The organism is Pseudomonas sp. NBRC 111132, assembly GCF_001320565.1.
Classification (GTDB): Bacteria; Pseudomonadota; Gammaproteobacteria; order Pseudomonadales; family Pseudomonadaceae; genus Aquipseudomonas; species Aquipseudomonas putida_P.
In genome coordinates this window covers 31,049-54,392 of record NZ_BCBI01000030.1, presented here as the reverse complement: position 1 = coordinate 54,392, position 23,344 = coordinate 31,049, and the positions used below count along the sequence as shown (strand labels likewise).

The 23,344-nt window shown below is 60.6% G+C and carries 20 protein-coding genes and 2 tRNA genes; 17 read left to right on the top strand and 5 right to left on the bottom strand.

Going from position 1 to position 23,344, the window contains the following annotated elements; translation table 11 throughout:
* Positions 1 to 11: 11 nt before the first annotated feature.
* Positions 12 to 320: a ribosome assembly RNA-binding protein YhbY gene (gene yhbY, locus APH35_RS15745; RefSeq protein ID WP_003249945.1), complete on the bottom strand. Its 309-nt coding sequence runs from the start codon at positions 318 to 320 to the stop codon at positions 12 to 14.
* Between the two features lie 102 nt (positions 321 to 422).
* Here yhbY and rlmE point away from each other — a divergent pair, with 102 nt between their 5' ends.
* The 16 genes from rlmE (at position 423) to APH35_RS15665 (ending at position 16,392) form a co-directional block, all read left to right on the top strand.
* Positions 423 to 1,049 carry a 23S rRNA (uridine(2552)-2'-O)-methyltransferase RlmE gene (gene rlmE / locus APH35_RS15740; protein ID WP_012274251.1) on the top strand — a complete coding sequence of 209 codons (627 nt, stop codon included), beginning with the start codon at positions 423 to 425 and terminating at the stop codon, positions 1,047 to 1,049.
* Positions 1,050 to 1,252: 203 nt separating this feature from the next.
* A complete protein-coding gene (ftsH, locus tag APH35_RS15735; protein WP_012274250.1) occupies positions 1,253 to 3,157 on the top strand; it encodes an ATP-dependent zinc metalloprotease FtsH in 1,905 nt (634 codons plus the stop codon).
* Between the two features lie 8 nt (positions 3,158 to 3,165).
* A complete protein-coding gene (folP, locus tag APH35_RS15730) occupies positions 3,166 to 4,017 on the top strand; it encodes a dihydropteroate synthase (protein ID WP_012274249.1) in 852 nt (283 codons plus the stop codon).
* Positions 4,018 to 4,033: 16 nt separating this feature from the next.
* Positions 4,034 to 5,374 carry a phosphoglucosamine mutase gene (gene glmM, locus APH35_RS15725; RefSeq protein WP_012274248.1) on the top strand — a complete coding sequence of 447 codons (1,341 nt, stop codon included), beginning with the start codon at positions 4,034 to 4,036 and terminating at the stop codon, positions 5,372 to 5,374.
* A gap of 65 nt (positions 5,375 to 5,439) precedes the next feature.
* Positions 5,440 to 6,195: a triose-phosphate isomerase gene (gene tpiA, locus APH35_RS15720; RefSeq protein ID WP_012274247.1), complete on the top strand. Its 756-nt coding sequence runs from the start codon at positions 5,440 to 5,442 to the stop codon at positions 6,193 to 6,195.
* 4 nt (positions 6,196 to 6,199) lie between these two features.
* Complete coding sequence (secG, locus tag APH35_RS15715; RefSeq protein WP_012274246.1) at positions 6,200 to 6,598, top strand: preprotein translocase subunit SecG; 399 nt, start codon at positions 6,200 to 6,202, stop codon at positions 6,596 to 6,598.
* A gap of 21 nt (positions 6,599 to 6,619) precedes the next feature.
* A tRNA-Leu gene (locus APH35_RS15710) sits at positions 6,620 to 6,705 on the top strand.
* A 100-nt stretch (positions 6,706 to 6,805) separates the two neighbouring features.
* Positions 6,806 to 6,882: transfer RNA gene (locus APH35_RS15705), tRNA-Met, on the top strand.
* A gap of 130 nt (positions 6,883 to 7,012) precedes the next feature.
* Entirely contained in the window at positions 7,013 to 7,471 is a 459-nt protein-coding gene (gene rimP / locus APH35_RS15700; RefSeq protein ID WP_012274245.1) for a ribosome maturation factor RimP, read from the top strand.
* A 59-nt stretch (positions 7,472 to 7,530) separates the two neighbouring features.
* Positions 7,531 to 9,012 (top strand): transcription termination factor NusA, encoded by a 1,482-nt coding sequence (nusA, locus tag APH35_RS15695; protein WP_009685349.1) that lies wholly within the window; start codon positions 7,531 to 7,533, stop codon positions 9,010 to 9,012.
* A gap of 27 nt (positions 9,013 to 9,039) precedes the next feature.
* A complete protein-coding gene (gene infB / locus APH35_RS15690) occupies positions 9,040 to 11,568 on the top strand; it encodes a translation initiation factor IF-2 (RefSeq protein WP_012274244.1) in 2,529 nt (842 codons plus the stop codon).
* Positions 11,569 to 11,684: 116 nt separating this feature from the next.
* Complete coding sequence (gene rbfA / locus APH35_RS15685) at positions 11,685 to 12,083, top strand: 30S ribosome-binding factor RbfA (protein ID WP_012274243.1); 399 nt, start codon at positions 11,685 to 11,687, stop codon at positions 12,081 to 12,083.
* A 3-nt stretch (positions 12,084 to 12,086) separates the two neighbouring features.
* Positions 12,087 to 13,004, top strand: a complete 918-nt coding sequence (gene truB / locus APH35_RS15680; protein WP_012274242.1) for a tRNA pseudouridine(55) synthase TruB — start codon at positions 12,087 to 12,089, stop codon at positions 13,002 to 13,004.
* Positions 13,005 to 13,151: 147 nt separating this feature from the next.
* Complete coding sequence (gene rpsO / locus APH35_RS15675) at positions 13,152 to 13,421, top strand: 30S ribosomal protein S15 (RefSeq protein WP_012274241.1); 270 nt, start codon at positions 13,152 to 13,154, stop codon at positions 13,419 to 13,421.
* A 250-nt stretch (positions 13,422 to 13,671) separates the two neighbouring features.
* Entirely contained in the window at positions 13,672 to 15,777 is a 2,106-nt protein-coding gene (gene pnp / locus APH35_RS15670) for a polyribonucleotide nucleotidyltransferase (RefSeq protein WP_060515077.1), read from the top strand.
* A gap of 264 nt (positions 15,778 to 16,041) precedes the next feature.
* Complete coding sequence (locus APH35_RS15665; protein WP_012274238.1) at positions 16,042 to 16,392, top strand: BON domain-containing protein; 351 nt, start codon at positions 16,042 to 16,044, stop codon at positions 16,390 to 16,392.
* Between the two features lie 77 nt (positions 16,393 to 16,469).
* On the opposite strand, the gene APH35_RS15660 is transcribed toward APH35_RS15665, so the two are convergent.
* Entirely contained in the window at positions 16,470 to 16,772 is a 303-nt protein-coding gene (locus APH35_RS15660) for a putative quinol monooxygenase (protein ID WP_060493849.1), read from the bottom strand.
* A 60-nt stretch (positions 16,773 to 16,832) separates the two neighbouring features.
* Here APH35_RS15660 and APH35_RS15655 point away from each other — a divergent pair, with 60 nt between their 5' ends.
* Positions 16,833 to 17,252, top strand: coding sequence for a VOC family protein (locus APH35_RS15655; RefSeq protein WP_012274236.1), 420 nt, complete (start codon positions 16,833 to 16,835; stop codon positions 17,250 to 17,252).
* A 111-nt stretch (positions 17,253 to 17,363) separates the two neighbouring features.
* Here APH35_RS15655 and APH35_RS15650 read toward each other — a convergent pair whose 3' ends face one another.
* The 3 genes from APH35_RS15650 to acs form a co-directional block, all read right to left on the bottom strand.
* Positions 17,364 to 20,300 carry a DUF748 domain-containing protein gene (locus APH35_RS15650; protein ID WP_060515076.1) on the bottom strand — a complete coding sequence of 979 codons (2,937 nt, stop codon included), beginning with the start codon at positions 20,298 to 20,300 and terminating at the stop codon, positions 17,364 to 17,366.
* Positions 20,301 to 20,378: 78 nt separating this feature from the next.
* Positions 20,379 to 21,248 carry an oxygenase MpaB family protein gene (locus tag APH35_RS15645; RefSeq protein WP_060515075.1) on the bottom strand — a complete coding sequence of 290 codons (870 nt, stop codon included), beginning with the start codon at positions 21,246 to 21,248 and terminating at the stop codon, positions 20,379 to 20,381.
* Positions 21,249 to 21,290: 42 nt separating this feature from the next.
* Positions 21,291 to 23,225 carry an acetate--CoA ligase gene (gene acs, locus APH35_RS15640; protein WP_060515074.1) on the bottom strand — a complete coding sequence of 645 codons (1,935 nt, stop codon included), beginning with the start codon at positions 23,223 to 23,225 and terminating at the stop codon, positions 21,291 to 21,293.
* Between the last annotated feature and the right edge of the window lie 119 nt (positions 23,226 to 23,344).

Here is a 23,344-nt window from a genome sequence, read left to right as displayed (position 1 = left end):
CGGAGCTACCGTTACTTGTAACGGTGGATGTTGGACAGCTGCTTGTTCGGCTGTGGGTTCTTGCGGTAGATCAGGGCTTTCTTGCCGATGGTCTGCACCAGCTCGGCACGGCCGGCCTTGCACAGTTCTGCAATGGTTTCGGCACGTTCTTCGCGGTCTTCCGAGCGAATTTCGACCTTGATCAGCTCATGGTCGACCAGCGCGCGCTCCAATTCGGCGATGACGCCTTCATTCAAACCGTTGCCAGCAACGATCAGGACCGGCTTCAGGTCATGACCAATGGACTTGTATTGCTTCTTCTGCTCGTTATTGAGCGGCATAATCTGACCCTTTCCGTCTGATTCTGTAAAATTGACCGGCATTTTACCCGAGGGCCACCGGCTCCGCCCAGTCAATCACGACGCATATCATCGAGGTGCCCCGTGGTACAACGTTCCAAAAGCAGCGCCAACTGGCTGCGAGAGCATTTTAACGACCCTTTTGTGAAGCAGGCGCAGAAGGATGGCTACCGCTCGCGTGCGAGCTACAAACTGCTGGAGATCCAGGAGAAGGACCGTCTGATCCGCCCTGGCATGAGTGTGATCGACCTCGGCGCCGCGCCTGGTGGCTGGTCCCAGGTGACCAGTCGTCTGATTGGTGGCCAGGGTCGCCTGATCGCTTCCGACATTCTGGAAATGGACTCGATCGCTGATGTGACCTTCATTCAGGGTGACTTCACTCACGATGAAGTGCTGCAGCGCATTCTCGAGGCGGTCGGCGATTCGCACGTAGACCTTGTGATTTCCGACATGGCCCCCAATATGAGTGGTACGCCCGCGGTGGACATACCGCGTGCCATGTTCCTCTGTGAGCTGGCCCTCGATCTGGCGACCCGCGTACTCAAGCCCGGCGGCGACTTCCTGATCAAGATTTTCCAGGGCGAAGGTTTTGACGTGTACCTGAAGGACGTGCGCAGCAAGTTCGACAAAGTGCAAATGCGCAAGCCATCTTCGTCGCGGGATCGCTCCCGTGAGCAATACCTGTTGGGCAGAGGCTTCAAAGGGGCATGAAAGGTGTGAAGCGGGGTGGCCGATAGTTAATTCCAATCGGCCACTGCGTCAGGATCGTCCGAACTTCGTGTAGTCTAGCTTTCACAAAGGGTTACAGACGGTGCCTGCGGCTGCGTAGGTAATGTAGTAAGTTAGGGCGATGAATATCATGCGAGGCACGGCTGCGTCGTGCGCCGGCCTCAGAGGGTAGCGAATTGAACGACATGGCAAAGAATCTGATCCTGTGGTTGATCATCGCAGCTGTCCTGGTGACAGTGATGAACAACTTCTCCAGCCCTAACGAGCCGCAGACCCTCAACTACTCCGACTTCATCCAGCAGGTCAAGGATGGCAAGGTCGAGCGTGTGACCGTAGACGGCTACATCATTACCGGCAAGCGCGCCGACGGCGACAGCTTCAAGACCGTGCGTCCGGCCATTACCGACAATGGCCTGATCGGCGACCTGGTCGACAACCATGTGGTTGTCGAAGGCAAGCAGCCTGAGCAGCAGAGCATCTGGACGCAGCTGTTGGTGGCGAGCTTCCCGATCCTGGTGATCATTGCCGTGTTCATGTTCTTCATGCGCCAGATGCAAGGCGGCGCAGGCGGAAAGGGCGGGCCGATGAGCTTTGGCAAGAGCAAGGCGCGCCTGCTGTCCGAAGACCAGGTCAAGACCACGCTGGCCGACGTTGCCGGCTGCGACGAAGCCAAGGAAGAGGTTGGCGAGCTGGTCGAGTTCCTGCGCGATCCAGGCAAGTTCCAGCGCCTGGGTGGCCGCATTCCACGTGGTGTGCTGATGGTTGGCCCGCCCGGTACCGGTAAGACCTTGCTGGCCAAGGCCATTGCTGGCGAAGCGAAAGTGCCGTTCTTCACCATTTCCGGTTCGGACTTCGTGGAGATGTTCGTCGGTGTCGGTGCCAGCCGTGTGCGCGACATGTTCGAGCAGGCCAAGAAGCACGCCCCGTGCATCATCTTCATCGACGAGATCGACGCCGTTGGTCGCCACCGTGGCGCCGGCATGGGCGGCGGTCACGACGAGCGTGAGCAAACCCTCAACCAGTTGCTGGTGGAGATGGACGGCTTCGAGATGAACGATGGCATCATCGTTATCGCTGCTACCAACCGTCCGGACGTACTCGACCCTGCGCTGCTGCGTCCGGGTCGCTTCGACCGCCAGGTGGTGGTCGGCCTGCCGGATATCCGTGGTCGCGAACAGATCCTCAAGGTGCACATGCGCAAAGTACCGGTTGGCGAGAACGTCAACCCGGCGGTCATTGCCCGTGGTACCCCAGGCTTCTCCGGTGCCGACCTGGCCAACCTGGTCAACGAGGCTTCGCTGTTTGCCGCACGCTCCAACAAGCGCCTGGTCGAAATGAAAGAGTTCGAACTGGCCAAGGACAAGATCATGATGGGCGCCGAGCGCAAGACCATGGTCATGTCCGAGAAAGAAAAACGTAACACTGCCTACCACGAGGCTGGCCATGCCATCGTTGGTCGCCTGGTGCCAGAGCACGACCCGGTCTACAAGGTTTCGATCATTCCGCGCGGTCGTGCCTTGGGCGTGACCATGTTCCTGCCGGAAGAAGACCGTTATAGCCTGTCCAAGCGCGCGCTCATCAGCCAGATCTGTTCGCTGTACGGTGGTCGTATCGCCGAAGAAATGACCCTGGGCTTCGATGGCGTGACTACCGGTGCGTCCAACGACATCATGCGTGCCAGCCAGATCGCCCGAAACATGGTGACCAAGTGGGGCTTGTCGGAAAAACTTGGCCCGCTGATGTACGCAGAAGAAGAGGGTGAGGTATTCCTCGGTCGTAGCGCCGGCAGCCAGCACGCCAGTGTGTCCGGCGAGACTGCCAAGCTGATCGACTCCGAAGTGCGCAGCATCATCGATCAGTGCTACGCCACTGCCAAGCAGCTGCTGATCGAGAATCGCGACAAGCTTGAAGCGATGACCGAAGCGTTGATGAAGTACGAAACCATCGATGCCGATCAGATCGACGACATCATGGCTGGGCGTACGCCACGCGAGCCGCGTGACTGGGACGATGACAAGGACTCGGGTACGCCTGCGGCCCAGAATGATCGTCCGGAATCGCCAATCGGCGGCCCAGCAGCTCAACACTAAGGGCATCTATGAGCTCAGTGCAGTACCCGACCCGGTTGCCTTGCGGCAACCGGGTTCTTGATTTGTCACGTACCCATGTCATGGGTATTCTCAATATCACCCCCGATTCCTTCTCCGATGGCGGGCGCTTCAGTCAGCGTGACGAGGCCCTGCGCCATGCCGAGGCAATGGTTGCCGCCGGCGCTACGCTGATCGACATCGGCGGCGAGTCCACGCGGCCGGGCGCACGCGCAGTATCGGTGACCGAAGAGCTGGAGCGGGTGGCGCCAATGGTTGAGGCGATCAATAGTCGCCTTGACGTGGTCATCTCGGTCGATACCTCGACGCCTGCCGTCATCCGCGAGTCCGCGCGTCTAGGCGCCGGGCTGATCAATGACGTGCGCGCCCTGGAGCGCGATGGCGCTCTGGACGCCGCGGCCGATACTGGCCTGCCGGTGTGCCTCATGCACATGCGTGGCGAGCCGGGTAACATGCAGGATGACCCGCATTACGAAGATGTGACCGCCGACGTTGCGCGTTATCTTGAGCAGCGGATGGCCGCCTGTTCGGCGGCGGGCATCGATTCAAACAGAATCATTCTTGATCCGGGCTTTGGTTTCGCCAAGACACTGGCGCACAACCTGAGCCTGTTCAAGCACATGGAAGCGCTCTATCGCCTTGGGCGCCCACTGCTGGTGGGTGTTTCACGAAAGAGCATGATCGGCCTGACGCTGGAACGTCCGGTCGGCGAGCGCTTGTACGGCAGCCTTGCGCTGGCGGCGTTGGCCATGACCAAGGGGGCGAGCATACTTCGTGTCCATGACGTGGCTGAAACTGTCGATGTAGTGCGCATGATCGCTGCAGTGCAAAACGCCGAATAAGAACATTGGAGTCCCTATGAGCAGAAAATACTTTGGTACCGACGGCATTCGTGGCCGCGTCGGCGAATACCCGATCACGCCTGACTTCATGCTGAAGCTTGGCTGGGCGGCCGGCATGGCGTTCCGCAAGCAGGGCCATTGCCGGGTGCTGGTGGGCAAGGACACGCGTATCTCCGGTTACATGTTCGAGTCCGCGCTCGAAGCCGGCCTGGCCGCCGCGGGTGCCGATGTCATGCTGCTGGGGCCAATGCCTACACCGGCCATCGCCTACCTGACGCGCACATTCCATGCCCAGGCGGGCATTGTCATCAGTGCCTCGCACAACCCGCACGAAGACAACGGCATCAAGTTCTTCTCCGGTCAGGGCACCAAGCTGCCTGACGAAGTCGAGCTAATGATCGAGGAACTGCTTGACCAGCCGATGACGGTTGTCGATTCGAGCAAGCTGGGCAAGGTGTCGCGCATCAACGACGCGGCGGGCCGCTACATCGAATTCTGCAAGAGCAGCGTGCCGAGCAGCACCAGCTTCGATGGCCTCAAGCTGGTGGTCGATTGCGCCCACGGCGCCACCTACAAGGTCGCGCCAAGCGTGTTCCGCGAGTTGGGTGCCGATGTGACCGTGCTGCATGCGCAACCAGACGGCCTGAACATCAACGAAGGCTGCGGCTCGACCCACATCGAATCGCTGCAGGCTGCCGTGCTGGTGGGCCATGCCGACCTTGGCATTGCCTTCGATGGCGACGGTGATCGGGTGCTGATGGTCGACCACACCGGCGCCATCGTCGACGGTGACGAACTGCTGTTCATCATTGCTCGCGACTTGCACGATCGTGGCAAGCTGCAAGGTGGGGTGGTCGGCACGCTGATGAGCAACCTGGGCCTGGAGCTTGCACTGAAAGACCTGGATATCCCGTTCGTGCGGGCCAAGGTCGGCGACCGTTATGTCATGGCTGAGCTGCTGGAGCGCGAGTGGCTGGTTGGTGGCGAAAACTCCGGCCATGTCGTGTGCTGCAACCACACCACCACCGGTGACGCGATCATTGCCGCTTTGCAGGTGCTGATGGCGCTCAAGCGCCGTGGCGAAACCTTGGCGCAGGCCCGTCAGGCGCTGCGCAAGTGCCCGCAGGTGTTGATCAACGTGCGCTTCGGCGCCAGCAAGGTCGACCCGCTGGAGCACCCGGCCGTCAAGGATGCCAGTGCCAAGGTCACTGAAGCGTTGGCCGGTCGCGGTCGTGTGCTGTTGCGCAAGTCTGGTACCGAGCCGCTGGTGCGGGTCATGGTCGAAGGCGAAGACGAAACCCAGGTGCGTGGCCATGCTGAAGCACTGGCCAAACTGGTTGGCGAAGTTTGTGTCTGATGGCGCTTGCCAGCGCAGATCTGGTTGGGTAAGATCTGCGCCCACTTTGACCGACGAGGTAAAGCATGCGTCGCCCTATGGTAGCTGGTAACTGGAAGATGCACGGTACCCGCGCTAGCGTCGCTGAGCTGACCGAAGGCTTGAGCAATCTCGCCTTGCCGAGCGGAGTGGAAGTCGCGGTATTTCCACCAGCCCTGTTCATCAATCAAGTGATCGATGGCTTGGCGGGTAAAGAAATTACTGTCGGCGCACAGAATTCTGCTGTACAACCCGAACAGGGTGCGCTGACCGGGGAAGTTGCTCCGGAGCAGCTGGTTGAAGCAGGTTGCAAGTTGGTGTTGATTGGTCACTCGGAGCGTCGCCAAGTCATTGGTGAAACCGACGAAGTGCTCAATCGCAAGTTTGCAGCGGCCCAGGCCAAAGGTTTGAAGCCAGTGCTTTGCATCGGGGAAACCCTTGAAGAGCGCGAGGCTGGCAAAACGCTTGAAGTTGTCGGGCGTCAACTAAGCAGTATCATCGAAGCATTCGGTGTTAAGGCTTTTGCCAATGCAGTAATCGCCTATGAGCCTGTATGGGCCATCGGCACTGGCCTTACGGCCACGCCACAGCAGGCCCAGGATGTGCACGCCGCCATCCGCGGCCAGTTGGCGGCAGAAGATGCTGAAGTAGCTGCGAAGGTGCAGTTGCTCTACGGCGGCAGCGTGAAGGCGGCCAATGCGGCCGAACTGTTCGGCATGCCGGATATCGATGGGGGTCTCATTGGTGGGGCTTCCCTGAACGCAGACGAATTCGGTGCAATTTGTCGCGCCGCAGGAAACTGAACAAATGCTGGAAACAGTCATCGTTGTTTTTCATCTGTTGGCAGCGCTGTCGCTTGTAGTGCTGGTTCTGTTGCAACAGGGTAAAGGTGCTGAAGCAGGTGCATCTTTCGGCGCGGGTGCCTCAAACACCGTGTTCGGGAGCCAAGGCTCTGCAACGTTCCTAAGTAAATTAACTGCTATACTCGCTGCCACTTTCTTTTTGACAGCACTTGGGTTAGGATACTTCGCGAAGCAACAAGCTCACCAGCTTAGCCAAGCAGGTCTTCCAGATCCAGCAGTGCTAGAAGTGAAAGAGCCGCAAAAACCGGCAGTTAATGATGATGTACCGGTGCTCCAACAGCAGAAGAGCGAAACCACCAATAACACGGGTGATGTACCTCCTCCGGCAGAAGAGCAGAAGTAACGGGTTTCAAGTAGTAGTATTGCCGAGGTGGTGGAATTGGTAGACACGCAACCTTGAGGTGGTTGTGCCCATAGGGTGTAGGGGTTCGAGTCCCCTTCTCGGTACCAATTAAAGCTTGAGAGCCCGCTTTAGCGGGCTTTCTTGTAGGTGAATGTTTGGATTTGACCCTCAGTAGGGTTCGGTCTTATACTTTTGCCCCAGCTTTGTCGCGGGGTGGAGCAGCTTGGTAGCTCGTCGGGCTCATAACCCGAAGGTCGTTGGTTCAAATCCAGCCCCCGCAACCAGCTTCAGCGGAGCCCCTTTTCAGGGGCTTTTTGCTAACCGAACAGTTTTCGGCGTCGTTGTCCAACGGCGCTTTCAGGGATGGGCGCTTCGCCCATTTTTTATTTGCACAGCATGCACGAGGGGGTTCAGGTGTCGAGCAAGCTAGAACAGTTGCAGGCCTTGTTGGCCCCGGTTGTCGAGGGTCTGGGCTATCAGTGCTGGGGGATCGAATACGTTTCCCAGGGTAAGCATTCGGTACTGCGCATCTACATCGACAAGGAAGGCGGCATTCTGGTGGAGGACTGCGAAGCGGTCAGTCGTCAGGCCAGCGCAATCCTCGATGTGGAAGATCCAATCAGCAGTGAGTACACCCTCGAGGTGTCTTCTCCAGGCATGGATCGCCCACTGTTCACTCTGGAACAGTTTGCCTCGCATGCCGGCGAACAAGTGAAGATCAAGCTGCGCTCACCCTTCGAGGGTCGTCGTAACTTCCAGGGCCTTCTCCGTGGTGTGGAGGAGCAGGATGTGGTGGTCCAGGTGGACAACCAAGAGTTCCTGTTACCGATCGACTCGATCGACAAGGCCAATATTATTCCCAGTTTTGACTGAGACGTGCCGGGCCCGGCGGACTATCCGGGCCTAATGGCTTGCGCAAGGCGAGGCGTACGATGAGCAAAGAAGTACTGCTGGTTGTTGAATCGGTATCCAACGAAAAAGGTGTACCGCCCGGCGTCATTTTCGAAGCGCTGGAAGTGGCCCTGGCCACTGCAACCAAAAAACGTTTTGAAGACGAAGTCGACCTGCGTGTGGAAATCAATCGCCACACCGGTAGCTACGAGACTTTCCGTCGTTGGACCGTGGTCGACGAAGCCGATCTTGATGATCCGGCAATCGAGACCTGGCTGGACAAGATCAAGGACACCCACCCTGAAGCCAAGGTCGGTGACGTGATCGAGGAGAAGATCGAGTCCATCGAGTTCGGTCGTATCGCCGCCCAGACCGCCAAGCAGGTCATCGTGCAGAAGGTCCGTGAGGCCGAGCGCGCCCAGGTGGTCGATGCCTACCGCGAACGCGTGGGCGAGATCATCTCCGGTACCGTTAAAAAGGTTACCCGCGACAACGTCATCGTTGACCTGGGCAACAATGCCGAGGCCTTGCTGGCTCGCGAAGACATCATTCCGCGCGAAACCTTCCGTGTTGGCGTGCGCCTGCGTGCGCTGCTCAAGGAAATTCGCACTGAAAACCGTGGCCCACAGCTGATTCTGTCGCGCACCGCGCCGCAGATGCTGATCGAGCTTTTCCGCATTGAAGTGCCGGAAATCGCCGAGGGCCTCATCGAAGTCATGGCTGCTTCCCGTGATCCGGGTTCGCGAGCCAAGATCGCCGTCCGCTCCAAGGACAAGCGTATCGACCCGCAAGGTGCCTGCATCGGCATGCGTGGTTCGCGCGTCCAGGCCGTATCCGGGGAGCTGGGTGGTGAGCGTGTGGATATCGTCCTGTGGGACGATAACCCGGCGCAGTTCGTCATCAACGCCATGTCGCCGGCCGAAGTCGCGGCGATCATCGTTGATGAAGATGCCCATGCCATGGACATCGCCGTCGCCGAGGACAACCTGGCCCAGGCCATTGGCCGTGGCGGTCAGAACGTTCGCCTGGCCAGTCAGTTGACCGGCTGGACCCTGAACGTGATGACCGAGAAGGACATCCAGGCCAAGCAACAGGCCGAAACCGGTGACATCCTGCGCAATTTCATCGATGAACTGGAAGTCGACGAGGAGCTGGCCCAAGTGCTGGTCGACGAAGGCTTCACCAGCCTCGAAGAAATTGCCTACGTACCGTTGGAAGAAATGCTCAACATCGATGGCTTTGACGAAGATATCGTCAATGAGCTCCGCGCTCGAGCCAAGGACCGTTTGTTGACCAAGGCCATCGCTACCGAAGAAAAACTGGCAGACGCCCACCCGGCCGAAGACCTGCTCTCCCTCGAGGGCATGGACAAGGACCTGGCGGCTGAACTGGCGGTGCGCGGCGTGGTTAACCGCGAAGACCTGGCCGAGCAGTCGATCGACGATCTGCTCGACATCGACGGCATCGACGAAGAGCGTGCCGGCAAGTTGATCATGGCCGCCCGAGCCCACTGGTTCGAGTAATTAGGCGCGGCCTGAGGAGAGAAGTGCATGACGCAAGTCACGGTGAAAGAACTGGCCCAAGAGGTCGAGGCACCGGTAGAGCGCCTGCTGCAGCAGATGCGTGAGGCAGGTCTGCCGCACACCGACGCCGGTCAGGTAGTGACCGACAATGAGAAGCAGACCCTGCTGACTCATTTGAAAAGCAGCCACAAGAGCAAGGCGGAAGAGCCGCGCAAGATTACCTTGCAGCGCAAAACCACCAGCACCCTGCGTGTCGCCGGTAGCAAGAGCATCAGCGTAGAAGTACGCAAGAAGAAAGTTTTCGTGCAGCGCAGCCCGGAAGAAATCCAGGCTGAGCAGAAGCGTGAGCTGGATGAGCGCCGCGCGGCTGAAAATGCCGCTCGCGACAAGGTCGAGGCCGAAGTTCGCCAGCGCAACGAAGAGCAAGCCCGTCGTCAGGCGGCCGACTCCGCTGTAGCCGCCCCTGCGCCTGCCGCCAAGCCAGAGCCGGCTCCTGCCGCTGCCCCGGCCCCGGTAGTCGCCGACGCTCCGGCCTCCGAAGACGCTGCAGCCCGTGCTGCCGAGCGCAAGAAGGACGAGACCCGTCGCAACGAAAGCCGTACTCGCGATGACGACCGTCGTCGTGGCGAGGCGCCTCGTGTGTCGATCAAGGTCAAGGTCAAGGAGAAGGAAAAGGCGCCGACTCCGCGTGCTGCTCCGCGCACTACCGACGAAGAGAGCGATGGCGCTCGTCGTGGTCGTGGCGGCAAGGGCAAGCTGAAAAAGCGTAATCAGCACGGCTTCCAGAACCCGACTGGCCCCGTCATCCGTGACGTGACCATCGGCGAGACCATCACGGTCTCCGAGCTGGCCAACCAGATGTCCGTCAAGGGCGCTGAAGTGGTCAAGTTCATGTTCAAGATGGGTACTCCGGTCACCATCAACCAGGTGCTCGACCAGGAAACCGCTCAGCTGATCGCAGAAGAGCTGGGCCACAAGGTCACCCTGGTCAGCGACACCGCGCTGGAAGACTCCCTGGCCGAATCGCTGAAATTCGAAGGCCAGACCGAGTCGCGTGCACCGGTGGTTACTGTCATGGGTCACGTTGACCATGGTAAGACCTCGCTGCTCGACTACATCCGTCGTGCCAAGGTTGCCGCTGGCGAAGCCGGTGGTATCACCCAGCACATCGGTGCCTACCACGTGGAAACTGACCGCGGTATGGTCACCTTCCTCGACACCCCGGGCCACGCAGCTTTCACCCAGATGCGTGCACGCGGTGCCAAGGCGACCGACATCGTCATCCTGGTGGTGGCAGCGGACGACGGCGTGATGCCTCAAACCCGCGAAGCCGTTCAGCATGCCAAGGCAGCTGGCGTTCCGCTGGTGGTTGCGGTGAACAAGATCGACAAGCCAGGTGCTGACCTCGATCGCATCCGCAACGAACTGTCCGTCGAAGGCGTAACCTCCGAGGACTGGGGTGGTGACACTCCGTTCGTCAAGGTTTCGGCGAAGATGGGTACCGGCGTCGACGAACTGCTCGAAGCTGTCCTGCTGCAGGCCGAGATTCTCGAACTGACTGCAACCCCGACCGCTCCAGGTCGTGGCGTGGTCGTCGAATCGCGCCTGGACAAGGGCCGTGGCCCAGTGGCGACCATCCTGGTTCAGGACGGTACCCTGCGTCAGGGCGACATGGTTCTGTGCGGTTCCAACTATGGCCGCGTGCGTGCCATGCTCGACGAGAACGGCAAGCCTGTGAAGGAAGCCGGCCCGTCGATCCCGGTCGAAATCCTCGGCCTGGACGGTACCCCGGAAGCCGGTGACGAGCTGTCCGTGGTTGCCGACGAGAAGAAAGCCCGTGAAGTTGCCTTGTTCCGTCAAGGCAAGTACCGCGAGGTCAAGCTGGCCCGTGCTCACGCCGGCAAGCTGGAAAACATCTTCGAGACCATGGGTCAGGAAGAGAAGAAAACCCTCAACATCGTTCTCAAGACCGATGTGCGTGGTTCTCTGGAAGCACTGCAGGGTTCGCTTGGCGGCCTGGGCAACGACGAAGTGCAGGTGCGTGTGATTGGTGGTGGCGTCGGTGGTATCACCGAAAGCGACGCCAACCTGGCACTGGCTTCGAACGCAGTACTGTTCGGCTTCAACGTGCGTGCCGATGCCGGTGCGCGCAAGATCGTCGAGCAAGAAGGTCTGGATATGCGTTACTACAACGTGATCTACGACATCATCGAAGACGTCAAGAAGGCCCTGACCGGCATGCTCGGCAGCGATGTTCGCGAGAACATCCTGGGTGTCGCCGAAGTGCGTGACGTGTTCCGTTCGCCGAAGTTCGGCGCCATCGCTGGCTGTATGGTCATCGAGGGTACCGTTTACCGCAACCGTCCGATCCGCGTACTGCGCGACGACGTTGTGATCTTCGAAGGCGAGCTGGAATCGCTGCGTCGCTTCAAGGACGACGCCTCCGAAGTGCGTTCGGGCATGGAGTGCGGTATTGGCGTCAAGAGCTACAACGACGTCAAGGTCGGCGACAAGATCGAAGTCTTCGAGAAAGTCCAGGTGGCTCGTACCCTTTAAGGGCGAGCGAGCCGCAAGCGCCCGCTACAGGGCGGCTTGCGGTACCTCTTCAGGTAGCGCCCGGTCAGGCATTCGTCTGTCCGGGCGTTTGCCGCTTTAAGTTACAGGTAGCAAGAATGGCCAAAGAATATAGCCGTACCCAACGTATTGGCGATCAGATGCAGCGCGAGCTGGCCGAACTGATCCGTCGCGAAGTCAAGGACCCACGCGTCGGTCTGGTGACCATCACCGCCGTGGACGTCAGCCGTGACCTGGGCCATGCCAAGGTGTTCATCACCGTCATGGGCGAGGAAACCCCGGACGCCGTGCAGCAGTCTCTCAAGGCATTGAACAGCGCTGCCAGCTTCCTGCGTCTGCACCTGGGGCGTTCGATGCAACTGCGCAGCGTGCCGCAGCTGCACTTCCACTTCGATGAAAGTGTCAGCCGTGGTGTGCACCTGTCGGCGCTGATCGAGCGTGCAGTGGCCGAAGACCGCCTGCACAAGGATGCCGACGAGTCGGGCACCAAGGAGTAAGTGGTGGCCCAGGTCAAACGTATCCGCCGCAATGTCAGCGGCATCATCCTGCTCGACAAGCCGCTGGGCTTCACGTCCAACGCCGCCCTGCAAAAGGTGCGCTGGCTGCTCAATGCGGAAAAGGCCGGCCACACCGGTAGCCTCGATCCGTTGGCAACCGGCGTGCTGCCGCTGTGCTTCGGCGAGGCGACCAAGTTTTCGCAGTACTTGCTCGATTCCGACAAGGGCTACGAAACCGTCATGCAGATGGGGCAGACTACCAACACCGGCGATGCCGAGGGCGAGGTACTGCAGACCCGCGACGTGACCGTTGGTCGCGCCGATATCGAGGCGCTGCTGCCACGTTTTCGTGGCCCCATCAGCCAGATACCGCCCATGTACTCGGCGCTCAAGCGTGATGGCCAGCCGCTGTACAAACTGGCGCGTGCAGGAGAGGTAGTGGAGCGCGAGGCGCGTTCTGTTACTATTAACCGCTTGGAGTTGCTCGAGTGCGAAGGCACCCGTGCACGGTTGAGCGTAGGATGCAGCAAAGGCACCTATATCCGCACCCTGGTGGAGGATATCGGTGAAGCCCTAGGCTGCGGCGCTTATGTCGCCGAGCTGCGCAGGACCCAGGCCGGGCCCTTCGCGCTGGCACAGACGGTTACCCTCGAGGAACTCGAACAGGCCCATGCCGACGGTGGCAACGAAGCGCTCGACCGCTTCCTGATGCCATCTGACAGCGGGCTGCAGGACTGGCCGATGGTCAGCCTGTCGGAACACAGTGCGTTCTACTGGCTGCATGGGCAGGCGGTACGCGCGCCGGACGCGCCACAATTTGGCATGGTCCGGGTACAGGATCATAATGCGCGCTTCATCGGTATCGGTGAAGTGAGCGAAGACGGGCGCATTGCGCCGCGTCGGCTGATTCGGTCGGAATGACCGAAACCGCGGGGCCAGGCTGTTGCCGGGTCTCACGGAATCAAGGGTGGCTGTCAGTAGGCACGGTCACACCTTTTTTATTAATACAGGGATTTGTCCCTGGCCTATTGGACCCCGCATGCGGGATCCGTTATCAGGAGAAGCCAAATGGCCCTCAGCGTTGAAGAAAAAGCTCAAATCGTTACCGACTTCCAGCAAGCCGCTGGCGACACTGGTAGCCCAGAAGTTCAGGTTGCTCTGCTGACCGCGAACATCAACAAGCTGCAAGGCCACTTCAAGGCCAACGGTAAAGACCACCACTCGCGTCGTGGCCTGATCCGTATGGTAAACCAGCGTCGTAAGCTGCTGGACTACCTGAAGGGCAAAGACACCACTCGTTACAGCGCCCTGATCGGTCGCCTGGGCCTGCGTCGCTAATAGCGGCCTGGTCAGTGGTGTGCATGGCGTGTCTCATGCATTGGCAACGCTGCCTGGCAGCGTTGTCTATGAGCATGTCATGCGTATCTCCGAGGTTGGCAGCCTGGTGAAGTTGAGCGGTTTTCCGCTCTTCAGCCAGGCTCCCAACCTCGTGTTGTATCTGGACGGTCAATGGGGCCGATTCCCCGTTCTGCCCAAGAATTCGCAAGAAACCAGTTCCCCCAAGAGCCACTGAAAAAGGTAGGAAACCGTGAACCCGGTAATCAAGACTTTCCAGTTCGGTCAATCGACCGTTACTCTCGAAACGGGCCGTATCGCCCGTCAGGCAACCGGCGCCGTGCTGGTTACCGTCGACAACGACGTCACCGTGCTGGTGACTGTGGTAGGCGCCAAACAGGCTGATCCAGGCAAGGGCTTCTTCCCGCTGTCGGTTCACTACCAGGAAAAGACCTACGCCGCCGGCAAGATCCCGGGTGGCTTCTTCAAGCGTGAAGGCCGTCCTTCCGAGAAAGAGACGCTGACCTCGCGCCTGATCGACCGTCCGATCCGTCCGCTGTTCCCGGAAGGCTTCATGAACGAAGTGCAGGTTGTCTGCACCGTGGTTTCCACCAGCAAGAAGACCGACCCGGACATCGCTGCGATGATCGGTACCTCGGCTGCCCTGGCCATTTCCGGCATCCCGTTCGAAGGCCCGATCGGCGCCGCTCGCGTTGCTTTCCACGAAAGCACCGGCTACCTGCTGAACCCGACCTACGAGCAACTGGCTGCCTCGAGCCTGGACATGGTCGTTGCCGGTACCGCCGACGCCGTACTGATGGTTGAATCGGAAGCTCAAGAGCTGACCGAAGACCAGATGCTGGGCGCTGTACTGTTCGCCCACGACGAATTCCAGGCTGTGATCCAGGCTGTCAAAGAGCTGGCCGCCGAAGCTGCCAAGCCGACCTGGGACTGGAAACCTGCAGTTGCCAACACCGAGCTGTTCAACGCTATCCGCGCCGAGTTCGGCGAAGCGGTTTCGCAGGGCTACACCATCACCGTCAAGGCCGACCGCTATGCGCGTCTGGGCGAGCTGCGCGATCAGGCGATCGCCAGGTTCTCCGGTGAAGAAGGCCAGCCTTCGGCTTCCGAAGTGAAAGAAATCTTCGGCGAAATCGAATACCGCACCGTTCGCGAAAACATCGTAAACGGCAAGCCACGTATCGACGGTCGCGACACCAAGACCGTTCGCCCGCTGAACATCGAAGTCGGCGTGCTGCCGAAGACTCACGGTTCGGCGCTGTTCACCCGTGGCGAAACCCAGGCCCTGGTCGTTGCGACCCTGGGTACTGCCCGTGACGCCCAGCTGCTGGACACCCTCGAAGGCGAGAAGAAAGACCCCTTCATGCTGCACTACAACTTCCCGCCGTTCTCGGTAGGTGAGTGTGGCCGTATGGGCGGTGCTGGCCGTCGCGAAATCGGCCACGGCCGTCTGGCTCGTCGTTCGGTTCAGGCCATGCTGCCTGCCGCTGACGTGTTCCCGTACACCATTCGCGTGGTTTCGGAAATCACCGAATCCAACGGCTCCAGCTCCATGGCTTCGGTCTGTGGTGCTTCCCTGGCGCTGATGGACGCTGGTGTGCCGATGAAGGCACCGGTTGCCGGTATCGCCATGGGCCTGGTCAAGGAAGGCGAGAAGTTCGCGGTCCTGACCGACATCCTGGGTGACGAAGACCACCTGGGCGACATGGACTTCAAGGTAGCCGGTACCGCCAAGGGCGTGACCGCGCTGCAGATGGACATCAAGATCAACGGCATCACTGAAGAGATCATGGAAATCGCCCTGGGCCAAGCCCTGGAAGCGCGCCTGAACATCCTCGGTCAGATGAACCAGATCATTGGCCAGTCGCGTACCGAACTGTCGGCCAACGCCCCGACCATGATCGCGATGAAGATCGATACCGACAAGATTCGTGACGTTATCGGCAAAGGCGGCGCCACCATTCGCGCCATCTGCGAAGAGACCAAGGCCTCGATCGACATCGAAGACGACGGCTCGATCAAGATCTTCGGCGAAACCAAGGAAGCGGCAGAGGCTGCCAAGCAGCGCATCCTGGGCATCACCGCAGAGGCCGAGATCGGCAAGATCTACGTCGGCAAGGTTGAGCGCATCGTCGACTTCGGCGCCTTCGTCAACATCCTGCCTGGCAAGGACGGCCTGGTGCACATCTCCATGCTGAGCGATGCTCGCGTCGAGAAAGTCACCGACATCCTCAAAGAAGGCCAGGAAGTCGAAGTGCTGGTACTGGACGTGGACAACCGCGGCCGTATCAAGCTGTCGATCAAGGACGTAGCCGCGGCCAAGGCCTCGGGCGTTTAAGCGACGGTTGCACGCAACACGGAAAGGGCCCTTCGGGGCCCTTTTTTCATGCGCGACGGGAACCTTTAGCGGACTTGCATCTTGCATGCAGGTTTCCCACGCTGATTGCAAAATGCACGAACGCTCAAGTGATGGCGTTTAGCTAAGTCATTGATTTATAAAGGTTCAAGCGAAGCGGTAAAGCTGGCACAGCACATGCAACTACCCTCATACCTGACGCCAGGACATACGGCGCAGACCTTTCGAAAAACAGGAGTGACCCACATGAAGAAGTTCGCCATTGCTGCCGCTACTGCCACCGCTCTGACCCTGACCATGGCTAACGCGGCATTCGCCCAGCAATCTACCCAGGCGCCGATGACTCTGGCGGCTGGTGAGGTGACCAAAGCCAAGGAAGCTACCTCCGACACCTGGATCACCACCAAGGTGAAGGCTGACCTGATGACCGAGAAAGGTGTGCCTGGCAGCGACATCAAAGTCGAAACCAACAAGGGTGTCGTGTCGCTGTCGTCCGATGTGGCGGTGACCGATGCACAGAAAGAGATGGCTGTTGCCATCGCCAAGAAGATCAAAGGTGTGCAGGCCGTTTCGGCTGATGGCCTGAAATCCGAGTAAGGAATGTCCCGTCGGCCAAACGGATTTGGCCACTTATGCACAAAGCCCCGGCCTGAGCCGGGGCTTTTTCATCTCAGCTAGTACATCGGGTTGCGCGTGATCACATCGCTTTCGAAGCATTCCTGTTTGGCGATCAGGGGCTCGACCAATGGGCGGCTATCGCGGAAATGTGCGGTCTGGGTGTGCGCGTCATACGCCGCATCATCGCGATAGATTTCGTAGAGGTAGATCACGTCTGGGTCGAACCGGTCCTGCGACACATCGAACACCAGGCAGCCTGGTTCGCTGGCGACGGAAGCTGCGGCATTGACTTTGATCGCGGTCAGGAAAGCTTCGGCGCAGCCGGGCTTCACTCGGGTCTTGATGAACAAGCTATACACAAAGCGCTCCTTTTGTTTTAAATTCTGTTTTGAATTGTATACAAAAATGGAGCCCCGCCAATGTCCGAATTGCCTGCACGCCCTGGCCGCCTGAATGGCCTGCGCCACATCGCTTTGCTGGTACCCAACCTTGAAGAGTGTGAGCGTTTCTACGTCGATGTGCTGGGCATGGAAGTGCTGAACCGCGCCAACGAGGACCTGGTGTACCTCACCTGCGGTAACGACAACCTGTCGCTGGGGCGGGGGGCCGGGGCGGCCAATGGGTTGCAGACCCTGGATCACTACGGGTTCATCGTGGACAGCGTGGAGGAGTTGGAGGCCTGGTACCAGTACTTCAAGGCCCATGGCGTGACCTTGCTGGACCGGCCTTTCAACCATGGTGACGGGGCGCGCAGCTTCCACCTGCTGGACCCGGCGGGGAACAAGGTGCAGCCGCTGTATCACCCGGCGGTGTCGGGGCAGCGGTTGGTGAGTGCCTGAATTGATATCACCTGATCGGGCCCCTTCGCGGGTAAACCCGCTCCCACAAGGACTGTGCAGTACCTGTGGGAGCGGGTTTACCCGCGAAGAGGCCGGGCCTGCCTTAAGCGATTATTCGGCATCCAGATGCATCGGCGTCACCACCCGGCCATCGCTTTCAGGCTGCCCCAGGCTGGTATCGATGAAATACACCCGGTCATCTTCCAGCTTGCCCTTGTCCACTAGGTAATCCTTGATACTGCTGGCCCGCTCCTGGCCCAAGGTACGCAGCAGTGCGGTGCTCTCTGCCCAGGACTTGATCACAGCCTCGCGCAGCTTGGCGGTGCGCTCGTCGCGGCCCAGTTGCTCCCATTCGGCAGGCGGCTGCTGTTTAAGGCGAGTGCGATAGATGCCCTCAAGCATTGCCGGCTTGTCGCTGTCGTCGACCACCAGCATCGAGGCATTGGCCGGTACTTTGTCGCCACGGCGCTGCAGGATCTTGTACCAGGTGGCCTGGTACTCACGCTCCAGGCGTTGCTGGGCGATCAGCGGGCCATCGCTGGCCTGGGCGCTGGTGCCTTCGATTTCCAGACGCAGTTCCGGGCGCTCTTTAAGTGCTGATGCCAGTTTGTCCAGGGACGACTGGGCATCGCCGCTGAGTTCGCTGGAACCCGGGGCGAACGCCACGTTGCCGAGGTCTTCCGCGCCCCCGCCGCTAATCAGCCCACCAATGAACTTGAACGGCGCCTGTGCCGCACGCAGCACCAGGTTACGCAGGGTTTGCCAGACAATCGGCATCACGCTGAACTGCGGGTTGTTGAGGTCGCCGGTGACCGGCAGTTCGATCGAGATCTTGCCCTCGGTATCCTTAAGCAGTGCCACTGCCAGGCGGATCGGCAGGTCGACCGCGTCCGGGCTGTCGACTTTTTCACCCAGTTGCAGCTGCTCCACCACGACCTTGTTTTCGGCCTTGAGCTGGCCGTTGGTGATCAGGTAGTGCAAGTCGAGGTTGAGCCGGCCTTTGCGGATGCGGAAGCCGGCAAATTTGCCGGAGTAGGGCGTCAACGTGGTCAGCTCGACGCGCTTGAAGCTGGTGGCGATGTCCAGGCTGGCCAACGGGTTGAACGGGTTGAGAGCGCCCTTGATGGTAACCGGTGCGTAGCGGTCGACCTTGCCCTTGACGTCCACTTTGGCCGGCAGCGGCTTGCGGTTGTCGATGGTGCCGATTTGGCCATTGAGCTGCTGGATGGCCGTGGCGAAGTTGGGGGTGAGCGACAGGTCGGCGAAGTTGGCCGAGCCGTCGTTGATGTCGATCTGGCCGATGTGAATGCCCAGTGGCTTGGCGCTGCTGGCCGAGGCCGGCTTTGACGTGTTGCTCGCCGGGGCGCCGGCCGGCTGTGGGATCAGCAGGTCATTGACGTTGGTGGTGCGGTCTTCGTTGATGATGAAACGCGCATAGGGCTGCAGCAGGGTTACCTTGTCGATCGACAGTGCATCGCCGTGCACGTAGGACAAGCCGTCGACGTTCACTTGCTGCCATTTGACGAAGTCGCGGCTTTTGATGGTGTCGAGGGTGTGCAACTGGCTGACTTGCGCCTTGCCGGTGACATTGAACGCCAGCGGCGCGGTGTTCTTCAGGTCTACCTTGAGGTCGCTGGAAAGCATGCCGCTGCGCAGCTCCAGCAGGATGAACGGGCTGATGTAGGCTTGGGCCACGCGCAGGTCGATGTCACGGGTGCTCACATCCAACTTGGCCCAAATTGGCGCCAGGTTGACCTGGCCAGCCGCTTGCAGCTTGCCTTGCTTGCCCACGCCGGTGTCGAGCTTGAGGGTGAAGGGCGACTGGTTGAGGCTGTCGAAACCTTGCAGGTCGGCGTTGAGAGGGCCAATGTCCAAGGCTACCGGTTCTTTCTGGCTGCGGTCCGCCAGGTGCACCAGGTAGTTGCGCAGTTGCACATCCTTGAGCAGCACTTGCCAGGGTTTGCTGGGCGCCTTGGCGGCTTTCTCTTCAGGCGTAGGCTCGGCGGCGGCAGGTTCGGCCTTTTCCTTTGGCGTGGCCTTGGCCGGTTGGCTGGCGAACAGCTTCTGCCAGTCGAGTTGGCCGTCCTTTTCCAGTGCGGCCCAGGTTTCCAGTTTTTCGCTGCGGATCTTGCCCACGGTGACCAGTTGCTTGACCAGATCGACAGAGGTTTCGCTCACCTCCAGGCTGGCCAGGCGTGCCAACGGGCGGCCATCCGGCGCCTTGATGGCGAACGGCGCGATGCGCACGGAGGCGTTGTCCAGTTGCAGCTCAGTCTGCTGGGCGAGGTTGAGCTTGTAGTGGGTGTCGAGGCTGATCACGCCGTCTTCCAGCACCAGCGGCACGGCGTCACGGACATAGGGCCAGAACGCCTTCATCTTGCCTTCGGTGACCTTCAGCGTGCCTTCGGAGGCGATCGGCGCCAGGCTGAGGGTGCCTTTCCAGTCGATACGCCCGCCGTTGGGGCCGAGGGCCACCAGGGACATGTCGGCATTGTCGTTGGGCAGGGTGCTGAGGTTTTTCAGCTCCAGGTTCATGTTGTCGTAGAGGAATTCGATCGGCTCGCTAGGGCGCTGGTCCTCGAAGTGCAGGTAGCCGTCGACCAGCTTGATGCTGCCAATACGCAACGGGAACGGGTCGCTGGGCGGCTCGTCAGGTTTGGCCTCACTGGCGGGCAGCTTGAACAACCCGGTCAGGTTGAGGGCCCCGTCCTTGGCGAACAGGACTTCGTTGCGTGGTTTGTCGAGTTCGACCGCTTCCAGGTGCAGGGCTTTGGTCCACAGGCTGTCGAGCGAGAGGTTGGCGTACAACCGCTCGAACGCGACTTGCTCTTTGCCCGGCTCGCCGATCTGCAGGCCCCACAGCGTCAGCTCGAGGCTGAAGGGGTTGAGTTCGATCCGCTCGAGGTGGGCCGGCACGGTCGCGTACTGGGCCAACTGCTGGTTGGCGATGCGCAGCGCGACACCGGGAAGAATAAGGAAGCCGAGCAGGCTATAGAGGGCTACCAGGGCCACGATTGCGCCAGCGGCGCGAGTCAATCCTTTGTACATGTGTCGCTTCGTCTGTCTAAGCAGGAGTGCTTGGAGTATGGCACGTTAAATCAGTTCCGCAGGGGCGACCATTTGACCTCACTCAATGCCCATGCGCCGTTTGGCCCGGTGCGCCGAGCCGTCGCGCATTGCCCAGCGCAGTACTGGCGCTGTGTGCCTGAGGCCCAGGCGAATCAGGCGCTGCTGCAAAGGCCCATGTTGCAGGCCGAGCATGGCCTGTGCCCAGCCCGGTAGCAGGTCGATACCGGCGTGCAGCATCAGCTTGCCCACCGGCTGTGCCAGGCGGCTGGGGGCAGGGGCGTCGAGCAGGACTCGTATCACTTCATGGCTGCGCGCATCGCAGTGCAGCTGGGGGTGCATGCGTTGCAGATAGTCTTCCACCTGTTGGCACGAACGCGGCACGTCACGGGCGCCAAGGCGCTCGGCGATCAGGGCGATTTCGTTGTAATAGGCATCCTGCTCGGTGCGCGGCAGCTGCGGGTTGCGGTAACGCAGATGAGCGGCGAGGAAACTGCTGACCTCCGCCACATGCACCCAGGTCAGCAGGTCCGGGTCGCTGGCCGCATAGGGGCGGCCGTCCGGCGCGGTGCCGGTAACTTGCAGGTGAATGGTGCGCACTTTGTCGATCAGCCATTCGGCGTCGCCCGTGGCGCCGAACGTGGTGCCGGAAATGAACTGGCTGGTGCGGCGCAGGCGGCCGAGAAGGTCTTCGCGGAAATTGGAGTGGTCCCACACGCCGGCCAGGGCCAACGGATGCAACAGCTGCAGCATCAGGGCGCTGATGCCGCCGACCAGCATGCTCGGGAAGTCGCCATGCACCCGCCAGCTGATGCTGTGCGGGCCGAACAGGCCAGGGTCGCCCTTGGGCGATTCCAGGTCGAGCTGGCCGAGGGCCAGCCCGGTGAGGCTCATGACCTGGGTTTCGATACGGCGACGAAGGGCTTCCATGGGGACCTGCGGTGCGGGGCGGCCATGAACAGCGGCCGCCGGTTACTGGTTAAGGCGTTTGTCGATCAGGCCCTGTACCACGCTGGGGTCGGCAAGGGTCGAGGTATCGCCCAGGTTGTCCAGCTCGTTGCAGGCGATTTTGCGCAGTATACGCCGCATGATCTTGCCTGAGCGCGTCTTGGGTAGCGCCGGCGCCCACTGAATCAGCTCGGGTTTGGCGAAACTGCCGATTTCCTTGCTTACCAGTGCCAGCAGCTCGGCCTTTAGCGTGTCGTCTGGCGTCACGCCATTCATGGTCGTGACGAAGGCGTAGACGCCCTGGCCCTTGAGGTCGTGGGGGTAACCGACCACGGCTGCCTCGGCGACGCTGTCATGCAGCACCAGTGCGCTTTCTACTTCGGCGGTGCCTATGCGGTGCCCGGACACGTTGATCACATCGTCGATGCGCCCGGTGATCCAGTAGTCGCCATCGGCGTCGCGGCGGGCACCGTCGCCGGTGAAGTAGTAGCCGGGCATGGGTTTGAAGTAGGTGTCGACCATGCGCTGATGGTCGCCATAGACGCTACGGATCTGCCCGGGCCAGCTGGCCTTGATGACCAGAAGGCCAGCGCCGGGGCCTTCGATCAGTTTGCCTTTTTCGTCCAGTAGCGCCGGTTGCACGCCAAACATGGGCTGTGTGGCGCAACCGGGTTTGAGTGCCTGCGAGCCGGGCAGCGGGGTGAGCATGATGCCGCCGGTTTCGGTCTGCCACCAGGTATCGACAATGGGGCAGCGCTTCTGCCCGACCGCCTCGAAATACCATTCCCAGGCTTCAGGGTTGATCGGCTCGCCGACGCTGCCCAACAAGCGCAGGCTCTTGCGCGAGGTGCCCTGCAGCGGCGCGGAGCCCTCGCGCATCAATGCGCGCAGGGCGGTCGGGGCGGTGTAGAAAATGTTTACCTGGTGCTTGTCCACCACCTGCCAGAAGCGTGAAGTGTCCGGGTAGTTGGGTACGCCTTCGAACATCAGCGAGATGGCGCCATTGGCCAGCGGGCCATAGACGATGTAGCTGTGGCCGGTAACCCAGCCGACATCGGCAGTGCACCAGAAAACCTCGCCGTCACGGTAGTCGAACACTACCTTGAAGGTCATTGTCGCTTGCAGCAGGTAGCCGCCGGTGGTGTGCAGCACGCCCTTTGGTTTGCCGGTGCTGCCGGAGGTATAGAGGATGAACAGGGGGTCTTCGGCCGCCATCGGCTCGGGGGGGCAGTCGTCGCCGGCCGTTTCCGTTACTTCGTGGTACCAGAGGTCGCGGCCTTCGGCCCAGGCCACATCGCCGCCGGTGCGGCGCACCACCAACACGCTGCTGACCGCTGGGCAGCTGGCCAAGGCCTTGTCGACGTTCTGTTTCAGCGGGACACGCTTGCCGCCACGCACGCCCTCATCGGCGGTGATCACGGTGCGGCAGTCGGCGTCGAGAATGCGGTCGCGCAGGGCGTCGGGGGAAAAACCGCCGAACACTACCGAATGTATGGCCCCGATGCGGGTGCAGGCGAGCATGGCGAAGGCGGCTTCGGGGATCATCGGCATGTAGATGCACACCCGGTCGCCTTTCTTGACCCCGCGCGCCTTCATTGCATTGGCCAGGCGGCAGACCTGGCGGTGCAGCTCGCGGTAAGTGATGGCCTTGGAGTCTTTTGGGTCGTCACCTTCCCACAGCAGGGCCGTCTGCTCGCCGCGCTGGGCTAGATGGCGGTCGATGCAGTTATAGCTGACGTTGAGCTGTGCACCGTCGAACCAGCGGGCCTTGCCGGTATTCAGGTCGCATTGCTGCACGCTCGACCAGGGCTTGATCCAGTCCAGGCGTTTGGCCTGCTCGGCCCAGAAGGTGTCAGGATCGTCGACCGACTGGCGGTACAGGCGATGGTATTCGTCGGGGGTGAGGGTGGCGGACTGGCTGACGGCCAGGGCCTGGGGATAGTTGCGGATATCGAACATGGCGGGTGGTCCTGCTCTTGTAAGGGGCGATGGACTGCAACGGCTATTCGATAGGACAGTGTAGCTGGGAGAGGTGTTCAACCTTGCAGGCCTCTTCGCGGGATTGCCCGCGAAGAGGT

Bases quoted from the DNA above. Each gene is read 5' to 3' on its own strand.
- secG (WP_012274246.1), top strand. From the start codon at position 6,200: ATGCTGGAAACAGTCATCGTTGTTTTTCATCTGTTGGCAGCGCTGTCG.
- rpsO (WP_012274241.1), top strand. From the start codon at position 13,152: ATGGCCCTCAGCGTTGAAGAAAAAGCTCAAATCGTTACCGACTTCCAG.
- rbfA (WP_012274243.1), top strand. From the start codon at position 11,685: ATGGCCAAAGAATATAGCCGTACCCAACGTATTGGCGATCAGATGCAG.
- tpiA (WP_012274247.1), top strand. From the start codon at position 5,440: ATGCGTCGCCCTATGGTAGCTGGTAACTGGAAGATGCACGGTACCCGC.
- nusA (WP_009685349.1), top strand. From the start codon at position 7,531: ATGAGCAAAGAAGTACTGCTGGTTGTTGAATCGGTATCCAACGAAAAA.
- yhbY (WP_003249945.1), bottom strand. From the start codon at position 320: ATGCCGCTCAATAACGAGCAGAAGAAGCAATACAAGTCCATTGGTCAT.
- ftsH (WP_012274250.1), top strand. From the start codon at position 1,253: ATGGCAAAGAATCTGATCCTGTGGTTGATCATCGCAGCTGTCCTGGTG.
- infB (WP_012274244.1), top strand. From the start codon at position 9,040: ATGACGCAAGTCACGGTGAAAGAACTGGCCCAAGAGGTCGAGGCACCG.
- APH35_RS15665 (WP_012274238.1), top strand. From the start codon at position 16,042: ATGAAGAAGTTCGCCATTGCTGCCGCTACTGCCACCGCTCTGACCCTG.
- folP (WP_012274249.1), top strand. From the start codon at position 3,166: ATGAGCTCAGTGCAGTACCCGACCCGGTTGCCTTGCGGCAACCGGGTT.
- acs (WP_060515074.1), bottom strand. From the start codon at position 23,225: ATGTTCGATATCCGCAACTATCCCCAGGCCCTGGCCGTCAGCCAGTCC.
- APH35_RS15650 (WP_060515076.1), bottom strand. From the start codon at position 20,300: ATGTACAAAGGATTGACTCGCGCCGCTGGCGCAATCGTGGCCCTGGTA.
- APH35_RS15655 (WP_012274236.1), top strand. From the start codon at position 16,833: ATGTCCGAATTGCCTGCACGCCCTGGCCGCCTGAATGGCCTGCGCCAC.
- APH35_RS15645 (WP_060515075.1), bottom strand. From the start codon at position 21,248: ATGGAAGCCCTTCGTCGCCGTATCGAAACCCAGGTCATGAGCCTCACC.
- glmM (WP_012274248.1), top strand. From the start codon at position 4,034: ATGAGCAGAAAATACTTTGGTACCGACGGCATTCGTGGCCGCGTCGGC.